At 55.4% G+C, this 16,437-nt stretch carries 14 protein-coding genes; 10 read left to right on the forward strand and 4 right to left on the reverse strand.

What is annotated here, in order from left to right:
- Window positions 1–98: 98 nt before the first annotated feature.
- The 6 genes from PHA01_RS08410 to PHA01_RS08435 all read left to right on the forward strand — a co-directional run bounded on the left by PHA01_RS08410 (window position 99) and on the right by PHA01_RS08435 (window position 5,590).
- A complete protein-coding gene (locus PHA01_RS08410; RefSeq protein ID WP_271894533.1) occupies window positions 99–686 on the forward strand; it encodes a histidine phosphatase family protein in 588 nt (195 codons plus the stop codon).
- A gap of 106 nt (window positions 687–792) precedes the next feature.
- Window positions 793–1,074, forward strand: a complete 282-nt coding sequence (locus PHA01_RS08415) for an acyl carrier protein (protein ID WP_008123430.1) — start codon at window positions 793–795, stop codon at window positions 1,072–1,074.
- Window positions 1,075–1,119: 45 nt separating this feature from the next.
- On the forward strand, window positions 1,120–2,304 hold the full coding sequence (locus tag PHA01_RS08420; RefSeq protein WP_271894534.1) for a beta-ketoacyl-ACP synthase: 1,185 nt from the start codon (window positions 1,120–1,122) through the stop codon (window positions 2,302–2,304).
- Window positions 2,305–2,315: 11 nt separating this feature from the next.
- Window positions 2,316–3,593 (forward strand): beta-ketoacyl-ACP synthase, encoded by a 1,278-nt coding sequence (locus PHA01_RS08425; RefSeq protein WP_271894535.1) that lies wholly within the window; start codon window positions 2,316–2,318, stop codon window positions 3,591–3,593.
- A gap of 26 nt (window positions 3,594–3,619) precedes the next feature.
- On the forward strand, window positions 3,620–4,648 hold the full coding sequence (locus PHA01_RS08430; RefSeq protein WP_271894537.1) for a zinc-binding dehydrogenase: 1,029 nt from the start codon (window positions 3,620–3,622) through the stop codon (window positions 4,646–4,648).
- Between the two features lie 6 nt (window positions 4,649–4,654).
- On the forward strand, window positions 4,655–5,590 hold the full coding sequence (locus PHA01_RS08435) for a lipid A biosynthesis lauroyl acyltransferase (RefSeq protein WP_271894538.1): 936 nt from the start codon (window positions 4,655–4,657) through the stop codon (window positions 5,588–5,590).
- On the opposite strand, the gene PHA01_RS08440 is transcribed toward PHA01_RS08435, so the two are convergent.
- The 3 genes from PHA01_RS08440 to PHA01_RS08450 are packed head-to-tail and all read right to left on the reverse strand — an operon-like array spanning window position 5,587 to window position 10,112.
- Window positions 5,587–6,489 carry a dimethyl sulfoxide reductase anchor subunit family protein gene (locus PHA01_RS08440; RefSeq protein ID WP_271894539.1) on the reverse strand — a complete coding sequence of 301 codons (903 nt, stop codon included), beginning with the start codon at window positions 6,487–6,489 and terminating at the stop codon, window positions 5,587–5,589. The two genes, PHA01_RS08435 and PHA01_RS08440, sit on opposite strands and share 4 nt — an antisense overlap.
- Before the next feature lie 3 nt (window positions 6,490–6,492).
- The gene (locus PHA01_RS08445) at window positions 6,493–7,260 is read right to left on the reverse strand and encodes a 4Fe-4S dicluster domain-containing protein (RefSeq protein ID WP_271894540.1); all 768 of its coding nucleotides are present in this window, start codon (window positions 7,258–7,260) and stop codon (window positions 6,493–6,495) included.
- Window positions 7,257–10,112, reverse strand: coding sequence for a molybdopterin oxidoreductase family protein (locus tag PHA01_RS08450; protein ID WP_271894541.1), 2,856 nt, complete (start codon window positions 10,110–10,112; stop codon window positions 7,257–7,259). The genes PHA01_RS08445 and PHA01_RS08450 overlap by 4 nt, the downstream gene beginning before the upstream one ends.
- A gap of 764 nt (window positions 10,113–10,876) precedes the next feature.
- On the opposite strand from PHA01_RS08450, the gene PHA01_RS08455 reads away from it, so the two are divergent.
- The 4 genes from PHA01_RS08455 to PHA01_RS08470 are packed head-to-tail and all read left to right on the forward strand — an operon-like array spanning window position 10,877 to window position 15,442.
- Window positions 10,877–12,148, forward strand: coding sequence for an acetylornithine deacetylase/succinyl-diaminopimelate desuccinylase family protein (locus PHA01_RS08455; protein ID WP_271894542.1), 1,272 nt, complete (start codon window positions 10,877–10,879; stop codon window positions 12,146–12,148).
- A 24-nt stretch (window positions 12,149–12,172) separates the two neighbouring features.
- Window positions 12,173–13,654: an ABC transporter substrate-binding protein gene (locus PHA01_RS08460; protein WP_271894543.1), complete on the forward strand. Its 1,482-nt coding sequence runs from the start codon at window positions 12,173–12,175 to the stop codon at window positions 13,652–13,654.
- Window positions 13,655–13,676: 22 nt separating this feature from the next.
- Window positions 13,677–14,624 carry an ABC transporter permease gene (locus PHA01_RS08465; protein WP_271894544.1) on the forward strand — a complete coding sequence of 316 codons (948 nt, stop codon included), beginning with the start codon at window positions 13,677–13,679 and terminating at the stop codon, window positions 14,622–14,624.
- Complete coding sequence (locus PHA01_RS08470; RefSeq protein ID WP_271894545.1) at window positions 14,621–15,442, forward strand: ABC transporter permease; 822 nt, start codon at window positions 14,621–14,623, stop codon at window positions 15,440–15,442. Before PHA01_RS08465 ends, PHA01_RS08470 begins: the two co-directional genes overlap by 4 nt.
- Before the next feature lie 6 nt (window positions 15,443–15,448).
- Here the strand turns inward: PHA01_RS08470 and cbiB are convergent, their stop codons facing one another.
- Window positions 15,449–16,429: an adenosylcobinamide-phosphate synthase CbiB gene (gene cbiB / locus PHA01_RS08475; RefSeq protein WP_271894546.1), complete on the reverse strand. Its 981-nt coding sequence runs from the start codon at window positions 16,427–16,429 to the stop codon at window positions 15,449–15,451.
- Window positions 16,430–16,437: the final 8 nt, after the last annotated feature.

Below are 16,437 nucleotides of genomic sequence, written 5' to 3' on the forward strand. Positions count from 1 at the left end.
GCATTCCGCAATAGGCCGGCAAATCCGGCGGTGCAAGACGTTCTGGTTGCATGGCTTTATTTTTCTTCAACAAATCCCCATCTCGACTGCTAAGGAGAATGATGTTGAAGCAATTCCGCCCTTGGGCAATTTCTATGTATGCGCTGTTCAGCCTGGTTTTTGTCGTATCGCACGCATATGCGACAGATGCTGCATGGGCGAGAGTACAGCGCGGCGGATACACAATTCTCATTCAAGGCGCCGATGCTTCCGGAACCTTGAGTCCAATCATTGACAGCTCGGCCGATTGTTCGGTCACGCAAACGCTCTCCGACCGCGGGCGCCAGCTGGCGCAAAAACTTGGAGCCCGTTTTGCCGCACGCGGGGTGCGAATCGACAAAGTTCTTACAAGTTCTACCTGCAATGCACGGGAAACCGCACGGCTGTCATTCGATTCAATCTCCGCCGAAATCTTTAAGCCGCTCGATCCATTGCCTGGGGACGAAGCTGCCAAACACGTCCAGATCGACCAAATTCGTGCGGAGATCGTCGCATTCAAGGGCCTTGGCAACCTGGTAATGATGACTGATCGCGCCAATATCATCGCTCTGACCGGTGTCACGCCGCGTCCGACGGAGGCAGTCGTTGTTTCCAAAGCCGAGGAAGGTGAAACCATTCATATCGCAGGAAGAATCATATTCGACTAATCACAGCGCAGCTTTGGTCTTTCCCTGAAGCATGAAAAACGCTAGATACCGGCTTCATTCTACATCAGTGCCCTTGCCTGAGGCACGATAAGCAAAGGAAAATCAATTGTCCGATACATTCGACAAGGTCGCCGACATCATTGCCGAAACCAGCGAGATCGATCGCGACTCCATTACGCCGGAGAGTCACACAATTGACGATCTGGGGATCGATAGCCTTGATTTCCTGGACATCGTTTTTGCGATCGACAAGGCCTTCGGTATCAAGATCCCGCTTGAACAGTGGACGCAGGAAGTTAATGACGGCAAGGTTCCGACCGAAGAATACTTCGTGTTGAAAAACCTGTGTGCCAAGATCGACGAACTCGTCGCTGCCAAGAAGGCCTGATTTTCCAGCTAACCGGGTACACCGTACAAACGGTGTTGCGAGACAATGCAGAACAACACCGTCGTCATTACTGGTATCGGACTGATTTCATCACTTGGCGAAGGCGTCGACGCCCATTGGAAGGCGTTCAATGACGGGCTCGAACCCAGCATCGATGGCGAAACGTTCAAGCCGTATACCGTTCATCCGCTCGTCGAAGTCGACTGGAACAACCAGATACCGAAGCGGGGCGACCAGCGGCAGATGGAGACGTGGCAGCGTATAGGGACCTACACAGCTGGCCTCGCGCTGCAGGATGCAGGCATAAAAGACGACGAATCGCTCTGCGCCAGCATGGATATGGTGGTGGCGGCAGGCGGTGGGGAACGCGACGTCTCGGTAGACACGCAAATCCTTGCCGAAGCGCGTCTGCGCAATGATATCGGAACGATGCTAAACGAGAAGCTCACGACCGAGCTACGCCCAACCTTGTTTTTGGCACAGCTTTCGAACCTGCTTGCTGGAAATATCTCCATCGTCCACAAGGTTACCGGCTCTTCGCGTACATTCATGGGTGAGGAAGGCTCGGGGATCTCGGCGATCGATACAGCTGTAGCTCGTATTCGCTCCGGACAGAGTACACATGCGCTTGTTGGTGGTGCGTACAATTCCCAGCATCCAGACATGTTGTTGGGTTACGAATTGAATGGGATGCTCAAGCGTGACGGTTGGGCGCCGCTTTGGCAAAGAGAAGACAGCGCGGGAGGCGGGATCGTTACCGGATCTGGCGGTGCATTCCTTGTTCTGGAAAGTGCGGAACACGCACAAAAACGCGGTGCACGAGTGTATGCTGCTATCGGTGGAATCTACAGCGCACAAATTCGACGCAGCCGCGATGATTTAACCCAAACCGTTGCCAAGCTGATCGGTGCGGCCAGTGCAGACAAAGCAGCAGATCTGATCATTTCAGGCGCCAGTGGGGCTAAACACGTAACTGCGGCAGAAAAAGCGGCGCTCGATACATTCCCGAGTTCGATGGTGCGCGGCGTCGCGGGCAAACTCGGCCATCTGCGCGAGGCACAATTCCCGCTGGTCGTTGCTCTTGCTGCGCTGAGCGTTTTTAATGGATCTGCCTTCCCGCCTGTCGACGCGAAAAACGAGAAGGCCGGACCGTCCCGCGTCGATACCGCACTCGCAACGTCCATTGGCGGGACTCGTGGCGAAGGCGTTGCCCGCCTGGTCAAAGTTTAAGGGATATCTTCATGTCCAAATATACTGATCATTTCGGCCGACCCCTCGTCGCCATAACCGGTCTCGGGGTTGTCTCATCCCTCGGACAGGGCAAGGAAGAGAACTGGGCTGCGCTGACTTCCGGCACGTCCGGTATCCACACGATTACACGGTTCGCCTTGGACAATCTGCGAACGCAGATCGCCGGGACAGTAGATTTTCTTGAAGAAAGCACCCAAGGTGCGTCGGCACTGTCACAAAAGCTCGCTTCGCTTGCAGCGGAGGAAGCTGTAGCGCAGGCCGGTTTTCCAGTCGATGACTTCAGCGGTCCGCTTTTCCTCGCTGCCCCACCGGTTGAGCTCGAATGGCGCAATCGCTTTGCCTTGGACGCATTGGTCAAATCTGAAGGTGAGCCCGGATACGATCTGCTGCTTGCCGCATGCCGTCGCGGTCCGCAGGTCGACATGTTCAAAACAGCGGAATTTGGCTATATCGCTGAGGTTCTGGCGGATAAATTCGGCACGCGCGGTTTACCGATCACTTTGTCTACAGCTTGCGCTTCTGGCGCGACTGCCATTCAGTTGGGCGTGGAAGCTATCCGTCGCGGCGAAAGCGACAGGGTTCTGTCGATCGGTACCGATGGTTCGGTCTCCGCCGAAGCGCTGGTCCGATTTTCGCTGCTCTCTGCGCTATCCACCCATAACGAGCCAGCCCACAAGGCCGCGAAACCCTTCTCGAAGGATCGAGATGGGTTTGTCATGGCAGAAGGCTCCGGCGCTATGGTGATGGAATCACTCGAATCGGCCATCGCACGCGGTGCAAATATCCTTGGCATCATGCGTGGTTGTGGTGAAAAGGCCGATGACTTCCATCGAACCCGTTCGAAACCGGACGGTTCGCCGGCCATTGGTGCGGTACGCGCGTCCCTTGAAGATGCAGGGATTAAGGAAGACGCAATCGACTATATCAACGCCCATGGAACATCAACGCCAGAAAACGACAAGATGGAATATCTTGCGCTGTCGACCGTCTTCGGCGACCGCATTTCGTCGCTGCCAGTGTCGTCAAACAAGTCGATGATCGGCCATACATTGACCGCTGCCGGCGCGATCGAAGCCGTATTCTCTGTACTGACTATTCAGACCGGTACCATCCCGCCAACGATCAACTATGACAATCCTGATCCGGCAATTGTCATGGATGTCGTCCCCAACGTTAAGCGCGAAGCAAGTGTCTCATCGGTGCTTTCCAGTTCATTCGGCTTCGGCGGACAAAATACGTGTCTTGTCATGACGGCAGAACCGAACTAATCCGTGGCCTGAATAAGGAAACGGATATGCGTGCACTACAATTGATTGAAGACCGCAAGCTCGAGATCGTCGATGTTGCGCCCCCACCTGCGCCCGGTCCCGGTGAGGTCACCGTCAACATCAAAGCTGTTGCACTCAATCACATTGATGTCTGGGGCTGGCGAGGCATGGCCTTTGCCAAGCGCAAGATGCCATTGACGATCGGCGCGGAAGCTTCAGGCGTTGTCGATACGATCGGCGCGGGCGTCGGCAATCTACTACCAGGCCAGCTCGTCTCGATCTATGGTGCACAGACCTGCGGATTGTGCCGTCCCTGCCGCGAAGGTCGCGACAATCTTTGCGAGCATGTTTCAGGGGTGCACGGCTTCCATCTCGATGGCTTCGCCCAAGAAAAAGTAAACCTCAAAGCCCGTTTGCTTGTCCCAGCTCCTCCTGGCGTCGACGAAATCGGTGCTGCCGTTGCGCCGGTGACCTTTGGAACGGTCGAGCACATGCTGTTTGATAATGCGAAACTTGAACCGGGAGAAACGATTCTCGTCCACGCTGGTGGCTCTGGCATTGGCTCGGCGGCAATACAGCTTGCCAAGAAGATGGGCTGTACGGTTATCACGACCGTCGGCTCGGATAACAAGATCGAGAAGGCCAAGGCCCTGGGGGCAGATCACGTCATCAATTATCGCGAGGACCGCTTCGAGGGTGTCGTGCGCAAGTTGACAAAGAAGAAGGGCGTTGATGTTGTCTTCGAACATGTCGGCGCCGATACATGGGCGGGCTCCATGCTGTCGTTGCGCCGCGGTGGGCGGCTGGTCACCTGCGGCTCGACGTCGGGTGTTTCAACCAGCATGAACCTTATGATGCTGTTCCAGCAGCAGTTGAAACTTCTCGGCTCGTTCGGGTGCCGCATGGAAAACATGGCTGATGCCATGCAGAAGATGGCGCGGGGCATTGTCCATCCAGTCATCGACACCGAAGTCGGCTTCGATGATATCGATACCGCATTGAAGCGGATGGAAGGCCGGGACGTCTTCGGCAAGATCATCCTGCGCGTAAACTGATCCAGAATGAAGCTCAATACAAAATTAGCGCTATTCCGTTGGAGCCAGCGGTTGAAGAAATTCAACTACTGGCTGTCGGCATTTGTCATTTTCGGTGTCCTGAAATTGCTCCGTATGCTGCCCGCGAAGGCAGCTATGGATTTTACCGATGCCGCAGCGCGTAAAATTGGTCCATTGATGGGCCGCCATCGCATTGCGATGAGCAACCTGCGTAAAGCCTATCCGGAGAAACCCGAAGAGGAACTGCAGAAGATTGCGCGCGACATGTGGGGAAACATGGCGCGCCTGACGGCCGAGTATGTGTTTCTGGATGCGATCTTCGATTTCGATCCGCACGACGACACGCCCGGATTAGTCGAGGTTCAGGGCCGTGAGATCTTCGAACGCATACGGGACGAGAAGGATCGCCCGCATATATTCTTCACCGGTCATACGGGGAATTTCGAGCTGCTGCCGATCTGCGCGGCGACATTCGATCTGAATGTCACTGCGCTGTTTCGCCCACCGAACAACCCCTATGTTGCCAAGAAAATCCTTGGGGCACGCCGCACCAACATGGGGCATCTCGTTCCATCGAAGGCCGGTGCAGCTTGGTCGCTCGCCACCGTCCTCAACAACAATGGCAATGTCGGCATGCTGGTCGATCAAAAATTCAAACGCGGCATCCCTTCTACTTTTTTCAACCGCCCATGCAAAACCAATCCACTTCTCGCGAAACTCGTGCGTCAATATGAGTGCGATGTCTATCCGGCGCGCTGTGTCCGCCTGCCAGGTGGCCGGTTCCGGCTGGAACTTGAAGAGAAGATGGAGATACCGCGCGATGACAAAGGAGCCGTGGACCTTGCCGCAACTGTCCAGGCTCTGAACGACAAGGTCGAGTCTTGGGTACGCGAATACCCCGGTCAGTGGATGTGGTTTCACAAGCGCTGGAACAGCAATTAGTAGTAGTTCATCACCGCATGTTTGGCTTCGCCAAAGAACAACCAGCGCTCGACAAGAATCCCCAACACATATGCGATGACGCTGAAAACAAGCGCAATCTGCGCGGTCAGCCCTTCGCCAATGGTCATCGCCAGCAAAAGCGCCAGGATAGGGAGGACCACACCGCAAATAAAGGCGATCACCCACAGCTTTGCGGCGTGTTTGCGGGCAACGCGAAAGCCCATCTCCCGCGTCAGATAGTTGTCCAGCGTATGCGGGCGCTCAAACAGCCGCACCTTGCCGATGAAGCCAAGACCAGTTGCCGTTTCCGGCGTCGAAATGGGTAAGAGTGTCGTGGCGCGGTTGCGCCAAACCAGTTTGGCGATTAACGCCAGGAAAACGAACAGAAGCGCCAGCAACTCCTCGACCAACCCATTTCCCACAAAGGCACTTGCGAACAAGAACCCACCGGCTAGCGAAAACAACAGGAAGCACAGTGGTGTCAGTTTCGTATGCCACGAGTCCACAGTCTTGAGCGACGCATAGATCATCGACGTGCAATAGACTGTCACCAAAGCACCAAGCACAGTGATAAACCCCAAAATCACATCATGTCTATCGGCGAAAATTGCCAGCGCAGCACTAAACGTCAGGGGGATAAACGTCGCGATTGCCATCACACCCTCGCGTGACAACCAGCTGGAGCGCCATTGGCTCAAGGCCCGCCATGCACGTTGCGGGTTGCCGAGATGCAAGAGCGAAGCTGCCAGTCCAATGCTGATCAGTGCCAGCGAAGTCAAATAGGCAAGCTTGGTCATTAGCAGCGACGGATCCAGAAAACCGAGCCCAAGCACGACCGCAAGTCCGTAGCCCAGACCTGACAGCGTCGTGAAAACAATAATCGAATACGCTGGATGCATCGCCTAGATCCGGTCCAGCGTCTTGTCGAGCCAAGCGAAAAATCCGCGTGCGCCTTCGGTATTCTCGGCGAGCGGAATAATTGGCGCGCTATCGCTTAGGGACGTGCGAGGGCGCGGCGGGAGATATTTGTTGGTGGGACGCGTCCCCTGTTCCGGCATAAGATCGAAACCACCGCGTTCGACCACCATGATGGCCACATCGGAATTCGGATCGCCAAGGTCGCCAAAATGCCGGGCGTTGACCGGACAAGTCCTGACACAGGAAGGCACGCGGTCTTCTTGCTTGAGTGTCTCATTGTAAACGCGGTCGACGCACAGTGTGCACTTCTTCATCACGCCGGCAGCAAGATCCATCTCCCGTGCACCATAGGCACAGGCCCAGGCGCAGAGTCCGCATCCGATGCACTTGTCCTCATCCACCAGCACGATGCCGTCCTCGACACGCTTGTAAGACGCTCCAGTCGGGCAGACCGTGACACACGGCGCGTCTTCGCAATGCAAACAGGACTTTGGAAAGTGCACAACGCGGGCGTCGCCAGCTTCACCGATAATTTGTCCGCCTTCTGGCGCGACTTCAAAACTGTGGATGCGGTTGAGAAACGTACCCGAAACATCCGCGCCATAGGGATGCTGGTCCGACAGCGCACTGCCGTAGCCGCCAGTGTTCCATTCCTTGCAACTGATTACACAGGCATGGCAGCCGACACATACATCAAGATCAATCACCAGCCCGAGTTTTTTCGCGGTACGATTTTGGGGAAGGCTGGTCATTTTGGCGACCATTCCTGCCCGTAACGCAGTTCATCGACCGGTTGCGATTGGCTGCCAGGAGGTTTGATTGCAGCGAAATACGGTTCGCTGATCTCCACCCCAGCCTCGGCCCTTTCAATGCGCACGCGCAGATCATACCAAGCGGCCTGCCCGGTAATGGGATCGGAGTTCGACCATCGCATCCCATCGGCTTTTGGTGGCAAAAGTTCGTGAATAAGGTGGTTGAGGAGGAATCCCTTGGTTGCTTCGGGCGCTTGCGGATCAAGCGCCCAAGCGCCCTTACGCTTGCCGATCGCATTCCATGTCCACATGGTTTTGCCATTCACCGCATCGGTCCGCGCAATTTCGCATTTGATCCGGCCGTGATGCGAAATAACCCAGGCCCAATCGCCATCCTTCAACCCCAGCTCGTCGCAAATCGTACCAGGGACATACAATGGATTTTTCGTGTGTATCTGTCGAAGCCACGCATTCTGTGAGCCCCAGGAGTGATACATCGCCATCGGCCGCTGAGTGATTGCGTGATAGGGGAATTCTGCAACATCGACGCCCTGTTCTTCGAAGGGCCGGTACCAGTCCGGTAGCGGATCGAAACAATCGAGCAGGCGTTTGCGATATTGTTCAGGCGCGAACGGTTGCCGGACGCCGAGCGCCGACAGCCGGAACTTCTGCAGTGTCTCGACATAGAGCTGCAGGGTGACCGGTTGCGGCGCATCAAAGAAACCCATATCGATGGCGAACTGTTGATAGGCAGCATTGTGATGCTTGAAATAGAGTGCTTCATCGGGAATGTGCTTCATCCAGAAAGCGCCATGACCGATGTAGTTTTGTAACTGGCTTTCGTTAGGTGCGCCCCTGCCCTCATCCATGGCGTCCGCACCCCGCCAACCCGAAAGCGGGCCAATTCCAGGCTTGCGCTGATGATTGACGATATAGTCGGCGTAGTCCTTGTAAAGTGCAGCTCCACTATCGTCGACAAAGCCCGGCAATTTCAAGCGTGCTCCGAGATCGATCAGCACGGACTGAAACCCGCGCACATCCCTGTCCGGCTCCAACACCGGCCAGCGAATCGCGTCGCAGGCGGCGTCAGGTTCGGAGATTGGCCGGTCGAGCAGTGAAATACAGTCGTGACGCTCCAGATAGGTCGTATCTGGCAAGACAAGATCGGCATAGGCAACCATTTCCGATGAATAGGCGTCCGAATAGATGATCTTTGGTATTCTATATTCGCCGGTTTTCGCGTCGCGCTCCTCCAGCATCTTGATCGTGCCACGCGTGTTCATCGACGAGTTCCACGCCATGTTGGCCATATACAGGAACAGTACGTCGACAGGATAGGGATCGCCAGCACACGCATTGGCGATAACCATGTGCATCATGCCGTGAGCCGAGAGCGGTGCTTCCCAAGAAAAAGCTTTGTCGATCCGCTGCGGCTTGCCTTCACTATCCACGAGCAGGTCTTCAGGTCCAAGTGGATATCCAAGATGCGGCCCCGCAAGCGGTTGACCAGGCTTTACATGTTCCGCTCTGCCATGCGGTCTTGGGTGGGCCGTCACCGGTTTGGGATAAGGCGGCTTATACCGATGGCCGCCCGGGCAGTCGATGGAGCCGATGATCGTCTGTAAAACGTGCAATGCACGCGCCGACTGAAATCCATTCGAATGAGCGGAGATGCCGCGCATGGCATGAAAGCTCACCGGCCGTCCAATCATGACATCGTGCTGCTCGCCTTTCATGTCGGTCCACGGCTGCTGGAGGATAATCTCTTCATCAAAAGCTACGCGGGCGATTTCCGAAGCCAGCCCACGGATCGTACTCGCCGCAACGCCGGTTTCGGCCGCGACTGCATCGGGTGCGTATTTCGGATCAAGATATTTCTCTGCCATTAGCCGCAGGACGCTGCGCACCTTCCGGCCATCTTCTGTGACTAATTCAGCATTGAGATCAGCGATATGGCCCGGTTCGTCAAATCGCACAAGCGCACCCGACCTGGGGTCACGCACCAAAGCCTTGCCGAGATCGTCGCGCAGGAAAAGTCCATGGTCTTCGTTACCCTCATCATCGATCACCAGCCAAGGCGCATTGGTGTAGCGCTGGAGATAATCGAGATCTATCTTGCCAGTGCGAAAGAGTTCATGAATGACCGCAATAATGAGCAATCCATCGGTACCAGGACGAATGCCGATCCAGTTGTCAGCGATAGCGGAATAGCCCGTGCGCACCGGATTGACCGAAACAAAACGCGCCCCACGCTTCTTGAGTTTGGAAATACCTATCTTGATTGGGTTGGAATCATGATCCTCCGCCACACCGAACAAAACAAATAGCTTGGTCTTGTCCCAGTCGGGCGCGCCAAATTCCCAGAACGCGCCACCAATCGTATAAATCCCTGCGGCCGCCATGTTGACAGAACAAAAACCGCCATGTGCGGCGTAGTTCGGTGTGCCGAAATTTTGCGCCCAGAAGCTGGTCAGAGCCTGGCTTTGATCGCGGCCTGTAAAGAAAGCGAGCTTCTGCGGCGCGGTTTCTCGTACCGGCTGCAGCCAATCGACAGCCAACGCCAACGCTTCTTCCCAGCTGATTTCTTTGAATTCGCCTGAACCGCGTGGCCCTGTCCGCAACAGCGGCGCTCGCAAACGTGCCGGCGAATAGTGCTGCATAATTCCCGCTGATCCTTTGGCACACAAAACCCCCTTGTTGATCGGGTGGTCCCGGTTGCCCTCGATGTAGCGGATTTTGCCGTCTTTCAGATGGACATCGATGCCGCAACGGCAGGCGCACATATAGCAGGTGGTTTTCCGAATCTCATCACCAACCGGCTCTGATAAAGCGAGGACTGGTTCTGAACTCATACCCGATGCGCCCCTTGTTCACCAAGACAAAACGGAGCGCGAATTGCTTCAGACCCATCCGTCTCGATCTTTTAGCGGCAGTCTTGCAAGAAATCTGTGTGTTTTGCAAAGAGCATGCGCGTTCGACTCACTAGCATCTTAGCGAGTCTACAGGATTGCGTTGTCAGGAAAACGGCACCGGTCTCGGTCGGACTGGTAAAACCAGTGGACTGATCGCTGGTAAGAGCTGGCGGACGGCTGTGCAGATCCCACAGGCCGCAGCCCGCGTTATTGTATTTGCTCCAATGCGGGCTGTTGCGAATGCTCCGTAGCCCGCTCTGGCGTGAGCAGTGCAATTGCCAGGATGAGGCCAATCACGCAGAGGACACCCGGAATGCATGTCCCGCTCCGCTTGGCGGAGAGTCCAGCACTATCCTGGTCAATGGATACAAATTCTTCCTCTGCTACTCTTTTTTCGCGGAGCATTTCGTAGTCCTGTCGATGAATGGAACCGCTATATTGCGGCGACTAGAAGATGGCCCTCACCAAAATGCAGTTCAAGCGGGTGCGACAAACCTGCATAAGGGCGAAATTTACTTTCAACTAGCCCGGTGCTTTCAGTGTTATAGTTGCGCTTGCATCGTCACCAGTGTTTCATTTGTAAAGTTACAACCGGAGCCCAAAATTTGCCCATGGCCAAGTTTCTCAAAGGTTGGAGCGTTCTACTGTCGTCAGACAACAAGTTGCTACTTGCCAAATCGGGAGTGGTGCCGATTTGATAAGGCATGGATGACAAACTCTCCCGTGCCATTGAGAAACGGCGTGACGACCTGATAGCGCTGACGCGCGATCTCATCCGTTTCCCCACTATCAACCCGCCCGGCGAGGCCTATACGCCCTGCGCAGAATTTCTCGCGAAGCGGTTGCAGCTGATCGGCTTCGAGACCCAGTTGATCCGCGGCGAAGGGACGCCTGGCGACACGGACCGCTACCCGCGTACCAATGTCGTCGCCCGCTTTGATGGTCGCACCCATGGCCAGACCGTGCACTTCAATTCCCATATTGACGTCGTGGAGACGGGTGAAGGCTGGACCGTTGATCCCTTCGAAGGTGTCGTCAAGGACGGCAAGATTTATGGCCGCGGCGCCTGTGACATGAAGGGTGGACTCGCCGCTTCAATCATTGCAGTGGAAGCATTTATCGAGGTCTATCCTGACTTCGCGGGCGCCATAGAAATATCCGGCACGGTAGATGAGGAATCTGGCGGCTTCGGCGGTGTTGCCTATCTCGCCAGCAAAGGCTTCTTCTCGAAGCCTCGCGTCGATCACGTCATCATTCCGGAACCACTCAACAAGGACCGTATCTGTCTCGGTCATCGCGGCGTCTGGTGGGCAGAAATCGAAACCAAGGGCGAAATCGCCCACGGGTCGATGCCGTTTTTGGGTGATTGCGCCATTCGCCATATGGGAGCGGTCCTTGAAGCGTTCGAAAAGGAACTTTTCCCCGCCCTGGACAACAAGCAGACCTCGATGCCGGTGGTTCCAGATGGTGCGCGGCGATCCACCATGAATATCAACTCCATCCATGGCGGACAGACCGACGATTATTCTGGATTGCCCTCGCCCAACGTGTCTGATAGCTGCCGCCTGACCATCGATCGCCGTTTCCTGCTTGAGGAAGACATCACTGAGGTTAAACGCGAGGTCGTTTCGATCCTTGACAGGGTGCAGTGGGAGCGACCGAAATTTCACTACAGCATTCGCGACATCATGGAAGTGCAACCATTGATGACCGAGCGTGATGCGCCGGTCGTCACCGCAGTTGCCGAGGGAATCCGGTCAGTTTTCGGCCGGGAACCGCAGTACGTGATCTCACCCGGTACTTACGATCAAAAGCATATTGCACGCATCGGGCTACTACACGACTGCATAGCCTACGGCCCGGGCATACTGGACCTCGCGCATCGGCCGGATGAATATGTCGGCATCGAAGACATGATCGAATCCGCCAACGTCATGGCACTCGGTTTAAAGGTGCTACTGTCGGGATCAGCCTGATCGCCAAAAAGCTGGAGTTACTGAATGAAATCGTGGAAGTTAGCCATCGCCGGTGTGGCAATAAGCTTGGTGATGTCCTCAGCATCCTATGCCGCGAAGACTGATCTTGTCCTTGGCATCGTTTTGGAACCACCGCACCTCGATCCGACCGCGGGCGCCGCGGCAGCTATCGACGAGATCGTCTATGCAAATATCTTCGAGGGTCTGACACGTATCGGGGCAAAGGGGAACGTCCTCCCAGCTCTCGCCGAAAGCTGGGCACAATCGGAGGATGGCAAGCTCTACACGTTCAAGTTGCGCAAGGACGTCAAATTTCACGACGGCACATCATTCGACGCTGGTGATGTCAAATTTTCGCTCGATCGTGCTCGTGGCGACAAATCCACCAACGCCCAAAAGGGTCTGTTTTCGGCCATCGATACTGTCGACGTTGTTGATCCACTAACAGTCAAGGTGGCTCTGAAACAGCCGAGCGGTGATTTCCTTTACAATATGGGCTGGGGCGATGCGGTCATCGTCGCGCCTGAAAGCGCCGGGACGAACAAGGACAAACCTGTCGGAACTGGTCCATTCGAATTCGATAGCTGGGCGAAGGGCTCGCAGATTGTCATTGCGAAAAATGCCGGTTATTGGGGAAAACCAGCATTGCTCGACAAAGCCACATTCCGCGTCATTCCCGATCCGGCTGCCGCGACGGCCGCGCTCTTGGCGGGTGACGTCCAGGCTTTTCCGGTTTTTCCGAGTTATGAAACCATCCCGCAGTTCCAGGCTGATCCGCGTTTCAAGGTTGTTATTGGCACGACGGAAGGCGAGACCGTTCTTGGCATGAATAACAAGAAGCCGCCCTTTGACAATCAAAAGGTCCGTCAGGCCATCGCCCACGCGATTGATCGGAAGTCCTTGATCGATGGTGCAATGTTCGGATTTGGGACGCCCATCGGATCATTCTTTCCACCCCATCACCCCGCTTACATCGATCTGACAGCGGAAACTGCTTACGATCCGGAATTCGCGAAAAAGCTTCTGGCGGAGGCGGGTCATCCAGACGGCTTCAAGACAACGCTGAAACTTCCGCCACCCACCTATGCCCGGCGCGGCGGTGAAATTATCGCGGCCGAACTGCGTGAAATCGGCATCGAGGCGGAAATTATTCCGGTGGAATGGGCGCAATGGCTGGATCAGGTCTTCAAGAATAAAGACTATGACATGACCATCGTCTCTCATACCGAGCCGAACGACCTGAATATTTTTTCCCGCGACGACTACTATTTCAATTATGACAGTCCGGCCTTCAAGGATCTGATCAAACAAATAGACGCCACATCCGATGGCGTTGAACGCACCGGACTTTACCAGCAGGCGCAAAAATTGCTCACAAAAGACGTACCTGCGGCGTTCCTGTTTCAGCTTCCCAAAACTGGCATCTGGGATGCAAAGATCGAAGGACTTTGGGAAAATGGGCCGATCCAAGCCAATGATCTAACTGCTGTGAAGTGGCTGGACTAATGCGATCCGGTGCGCGGGTTCGATGTTGAACTATACGACGAAACGGGCGTTGATCGCCATCCTTACGCTTCTCGCCGCATCGCTTGTTGTTTTTGCGATGCTTGAAATCGTACCGGGTGACCCCGCTCGACTGATGCTGGGGATGAATGCCACCGAGGATGCCGTCCACAATCTGCAAGAGCAGATGGGTCTCAATCAACCGCTCGCTATACGATATTTCAGCTGGCTCGGCGGGCTGCTCACCGGAGATCTGGGTAGGTCCTATACCTATTCGGTTCCCGTGTTTGACCTCATTATGGAGCGGGTTGCTGTTTCATTACCGCTCGCTGCGATCTCGTTGGCACTATCCACGTTGATAGCACTTCCTGTCGGCATTTTTGCCGCGTCAAAACGCGGTAAGTTCTCCGATACGCTAGCCATGGGAGTTACGCAGGTGGGTGTAGCGATACCAAATTTTTGGTTCGCCCTGCTCTTGGTCTATCTATTCGCAGTGACGTTGAGGCTTGTTCCGGCCGGCGGCTTCCCGGGCTGGGGCGCAGGTTTCGGTGTGAGCCTTAAATCACTGATCCTCCCGTCTATTGCACTTGCTCTCCCTCAAGCCGCGATCCTTGCCCGCGTCACCCGCTCTGCTCTGCTGGAAGTACTCGGTGAGGATTATATCCGCACGGCTCGCGCCAAGGGTTTGAGCAAGCGGCAGGTTTTATACCGTCACGCGTTGCGCAATGCTCTTATCCCCGTTCTAACTATTCTTGGCTTGCAATTCGGATTCCTGCTTGCTGGCACGATCATCATCGAGAACGTGTTCTATCTGCCGGGCCTGGGTCGTTTGGTGTTCCAGGCAATCACCCAGCGGGATCTCATTGTGGTGGAGGGCGTCGTCATGCTGCTCATTGCTACTCTCATTCTTGTCAATCTGCTGGTCGATCTTTCCTACGCCATAGTAGATCCCCGATTGCGGGGCCGTTCATGAACATCGGCAAGGCACTGGCGAATAGATCCTTTTGCGTCGGCCTCATCGTCACGAGCCTGATCGCGCTGGTGGCATTGCTATCATTCGTCTGGGCGCCCTACCCCGTGGGAGCCTTCGATATCGCGGGCAAGCTAAAGCCGCCATCCGCAGCGCATTGGCTCGGCACAGATCATTTTGGTCGTGACATTCTGTCGATGATCATGGTCGGGAGCCGTAATTCCATCGCTGTAGCATCAGTTTCAGTAGCAATTGGCGCTGGCATTGGCGTTCCCCTTGGGCTGTGGGGTGCTGCAACCGGCGGTTTTGTCGATGAGGTTTTGATGCGCCTCAACGATCTTGTCTTCGCCTTTCCCGCATTACTCTCCGCTGTGATGATTACCACAGTCTTTGGCCCAGGCGCGATCAACGCAATTATCGCGATCGGCATTTTCAATATCCCGGTTTTTGCGCGTGTCGCCCGTGCCGCTGCCCTCTCCCTGTGGTCGCGCGAGTTTGTGATAGCGGCGGGCGCTATTGGTAAAAGCCCGGCCCTCATTACGCGTGACCACATATTGCCAAATCTCGCGTCTCTTTTAATCGTGCAAGCGACCATCCAGTTTTCGCTCGGCATTCTTGCCGAAGCAGGTCTTTCTTATGTTGGACTGGGTTCACAACCTCCAATGCCGAGCTGGGGTAGAATGCTGTTCGAAGCCCAGACTATGATTGGCTTGGCACCGCACATGGCCCTGTTTCCCGGTCTTGCGATTGTCATCACAGTTCTCGGGCTTAATTTGCTCGGCGATGGTTTGCACGATGTGCTTGACCCAAGATTTCAGTGATAGCCGTTAGAACAGCAGTCCGAGTAGGAACAGCGCCAGGATGGCGGCTGTAAAAATGCCGGTTGTCACGCTGAAAATATTAAGCGCGTCCTCGATGTTCTCGGCTCCGGCATCCCGGCGCCCTGCACCGTTCAGCATTGGTTCGTTCGCCATCACGCCGCCATAGACGCGAGGGCCTGCAAGTGCCACTTCGATCGCCCCCGCCATCGCCGCCTCGGGCCACCCCGCGTTGGGCGAGCGGTGTAGCCGCGCATCGCGCATCATCACATTGAACGAGCGAAGCGCTGCGTCATAGCCATGCACGACCCAGGCTGCTGCCGAGATCAGAAGACCTGTCAGTCTTGCGGGTATCCAGTTGGCAACGTCATCGAACTTGGCCGCGAACCGCCCAAAATCACGGTAACGATCATTCAAATGTCCGATCATCGAATCCGCGGTATTTAACATCTTGTAGGCAAAAAGCCCGGGAAGCCCCAGCAGGGCGTACCAAAATGCCGGTGCGATGATGCCATCCGAAGTATTTTCAGCAAGACTTTCGATGGCGGCGCGGCTTACCGCAGCATCATCGAGCGCTTCGGGGTCACGTCCGACAATCATCGAGACGGCGCGGCGAGCATCAACGATACCTTCCTCGCGCAAGGCTATTGCAACACGCTCGACATGTTCGCCGAGGCTCTTCTGCGCCAGAAATATCGCAACAATCAGCGCTTCGACCAAGCCGCCAAGGGGCTGAATCGTCTGCAGCGCGAGATGCACGAGAAAACCAATGACTGCTGCCAGCACCAGCAAACCCACCATCGCAAGGAGACCATCACGCCGCCTTTCATTGTCCGAATCGCTAGCCTTGTTAAGCTGCTTGTCGGCCAGTTCGATCGCTTTGCCAAATAGGACAACGGGATGGGGGATTTTCCGCCACAACCCATCAGGATCACCGAAAGTTCGATCGGCAAGCAAAGCAAGAAACAGAATCAATAGATTGATTTCCATGAATAATT

Origin of the sequence: Candidatus Phyllobacterium onerii (assembly GCF_028331445.1) — a bacterium.
Classification (GTDB): domain Bacteria; phylum Pseudomonadota; class Alphaproteobacteria; order Rhizobiales; family Rhizobiaceae; genus Phyllobacterium; species Phyllobacterium onerii.

Coding starts and splice junctions, on each gene's coding strand:
- PHA01_RS08410 (WP_271894533.1), top strand. CDS start 99: ATGATGTTGAAGCAATTCCGCCCTTGGGCAATTTCTATGTATGCGCTG.
- PHA01_RS08420 (WP_271894534.1), top strand. CDS start 1,120: ATGCAGAACAACACCGTCGTCATTACTGGTATCGGACTGATTTCATCA.
- PHA01_RS08425 (WP_271894535.1), top strand. CDS start 2,316: ATGTCCAAATATACTGATCATTTCGGCCGACCCCTCGTCGCCATAACC.
- PHA01_RS08430 (WP_271894537.1), top strand. CDS start 3,620: ATGCGTGCACTACAATTGATTGAAGACCGCAAGCTCGAGATCGTCGAT.
- PHA01_RS08435 (WP_271894538.1), top strand. CDS start 4,655: ATGAAGCTCAATACAAAATTAGCGCTATTCCGTTGGAGCCAGCGGTTG.
- PHA01_RS08440 (WP_271894539.1), bottom strand. CDS start 6,489: ATGCATCCAGCGTATTCGATTATTGTTTTCACGACGCTGTCAGGTCTG.
- PHA01_RS08445 (WP_271894540.1), bottom strand. CDS start 7,260: ATGACCAGCCTTCCCCAAAATCGTACCGCGAAAAAACTCGGGCTGGTG.
- PHA01_RS08450 (WP_271894541.1), bottom strand. CDS start 10,112: ATGAGTTCAGAACCAGTCCTCGCTTTATCAGAGCCGGTTGGTGATGAG.
- PHA01_RS08455 (WP_271894542.1), top strand. CDS start 10,877: ATGGATGACAAACTCTCCCGTGCCATTGAGAAACGGCGTGACGACCTG.
- PHA01_RS08460 (WP_271894543.1), top strand. CDS start 12,173: ATGAAATCGTGGAAGTTAGCCATCGCCGGTGTGGCAATAAGCTTGGTG.
- PHA01_RS08465 (WP_271894544.1), top strand. CDS start 13,677: ATGTTGAACTATACGACGAAACGGGCGTTGATCGCCATCCTTACGCTT.
- PHA01_RS08470 (WP_271894545.1), top strand. CDS start 14,621: ATGAACATCGGCAAGGCACTGGCGAATAGATCCTTTTGCGTCGGCCTC.
- cbiB (WP_271894546.1), bottom strand. CDS start 16,429: ATGGAAATCAATCTATTGATTCTGTTTCTTGCTTTGCTTGCCGATCGA.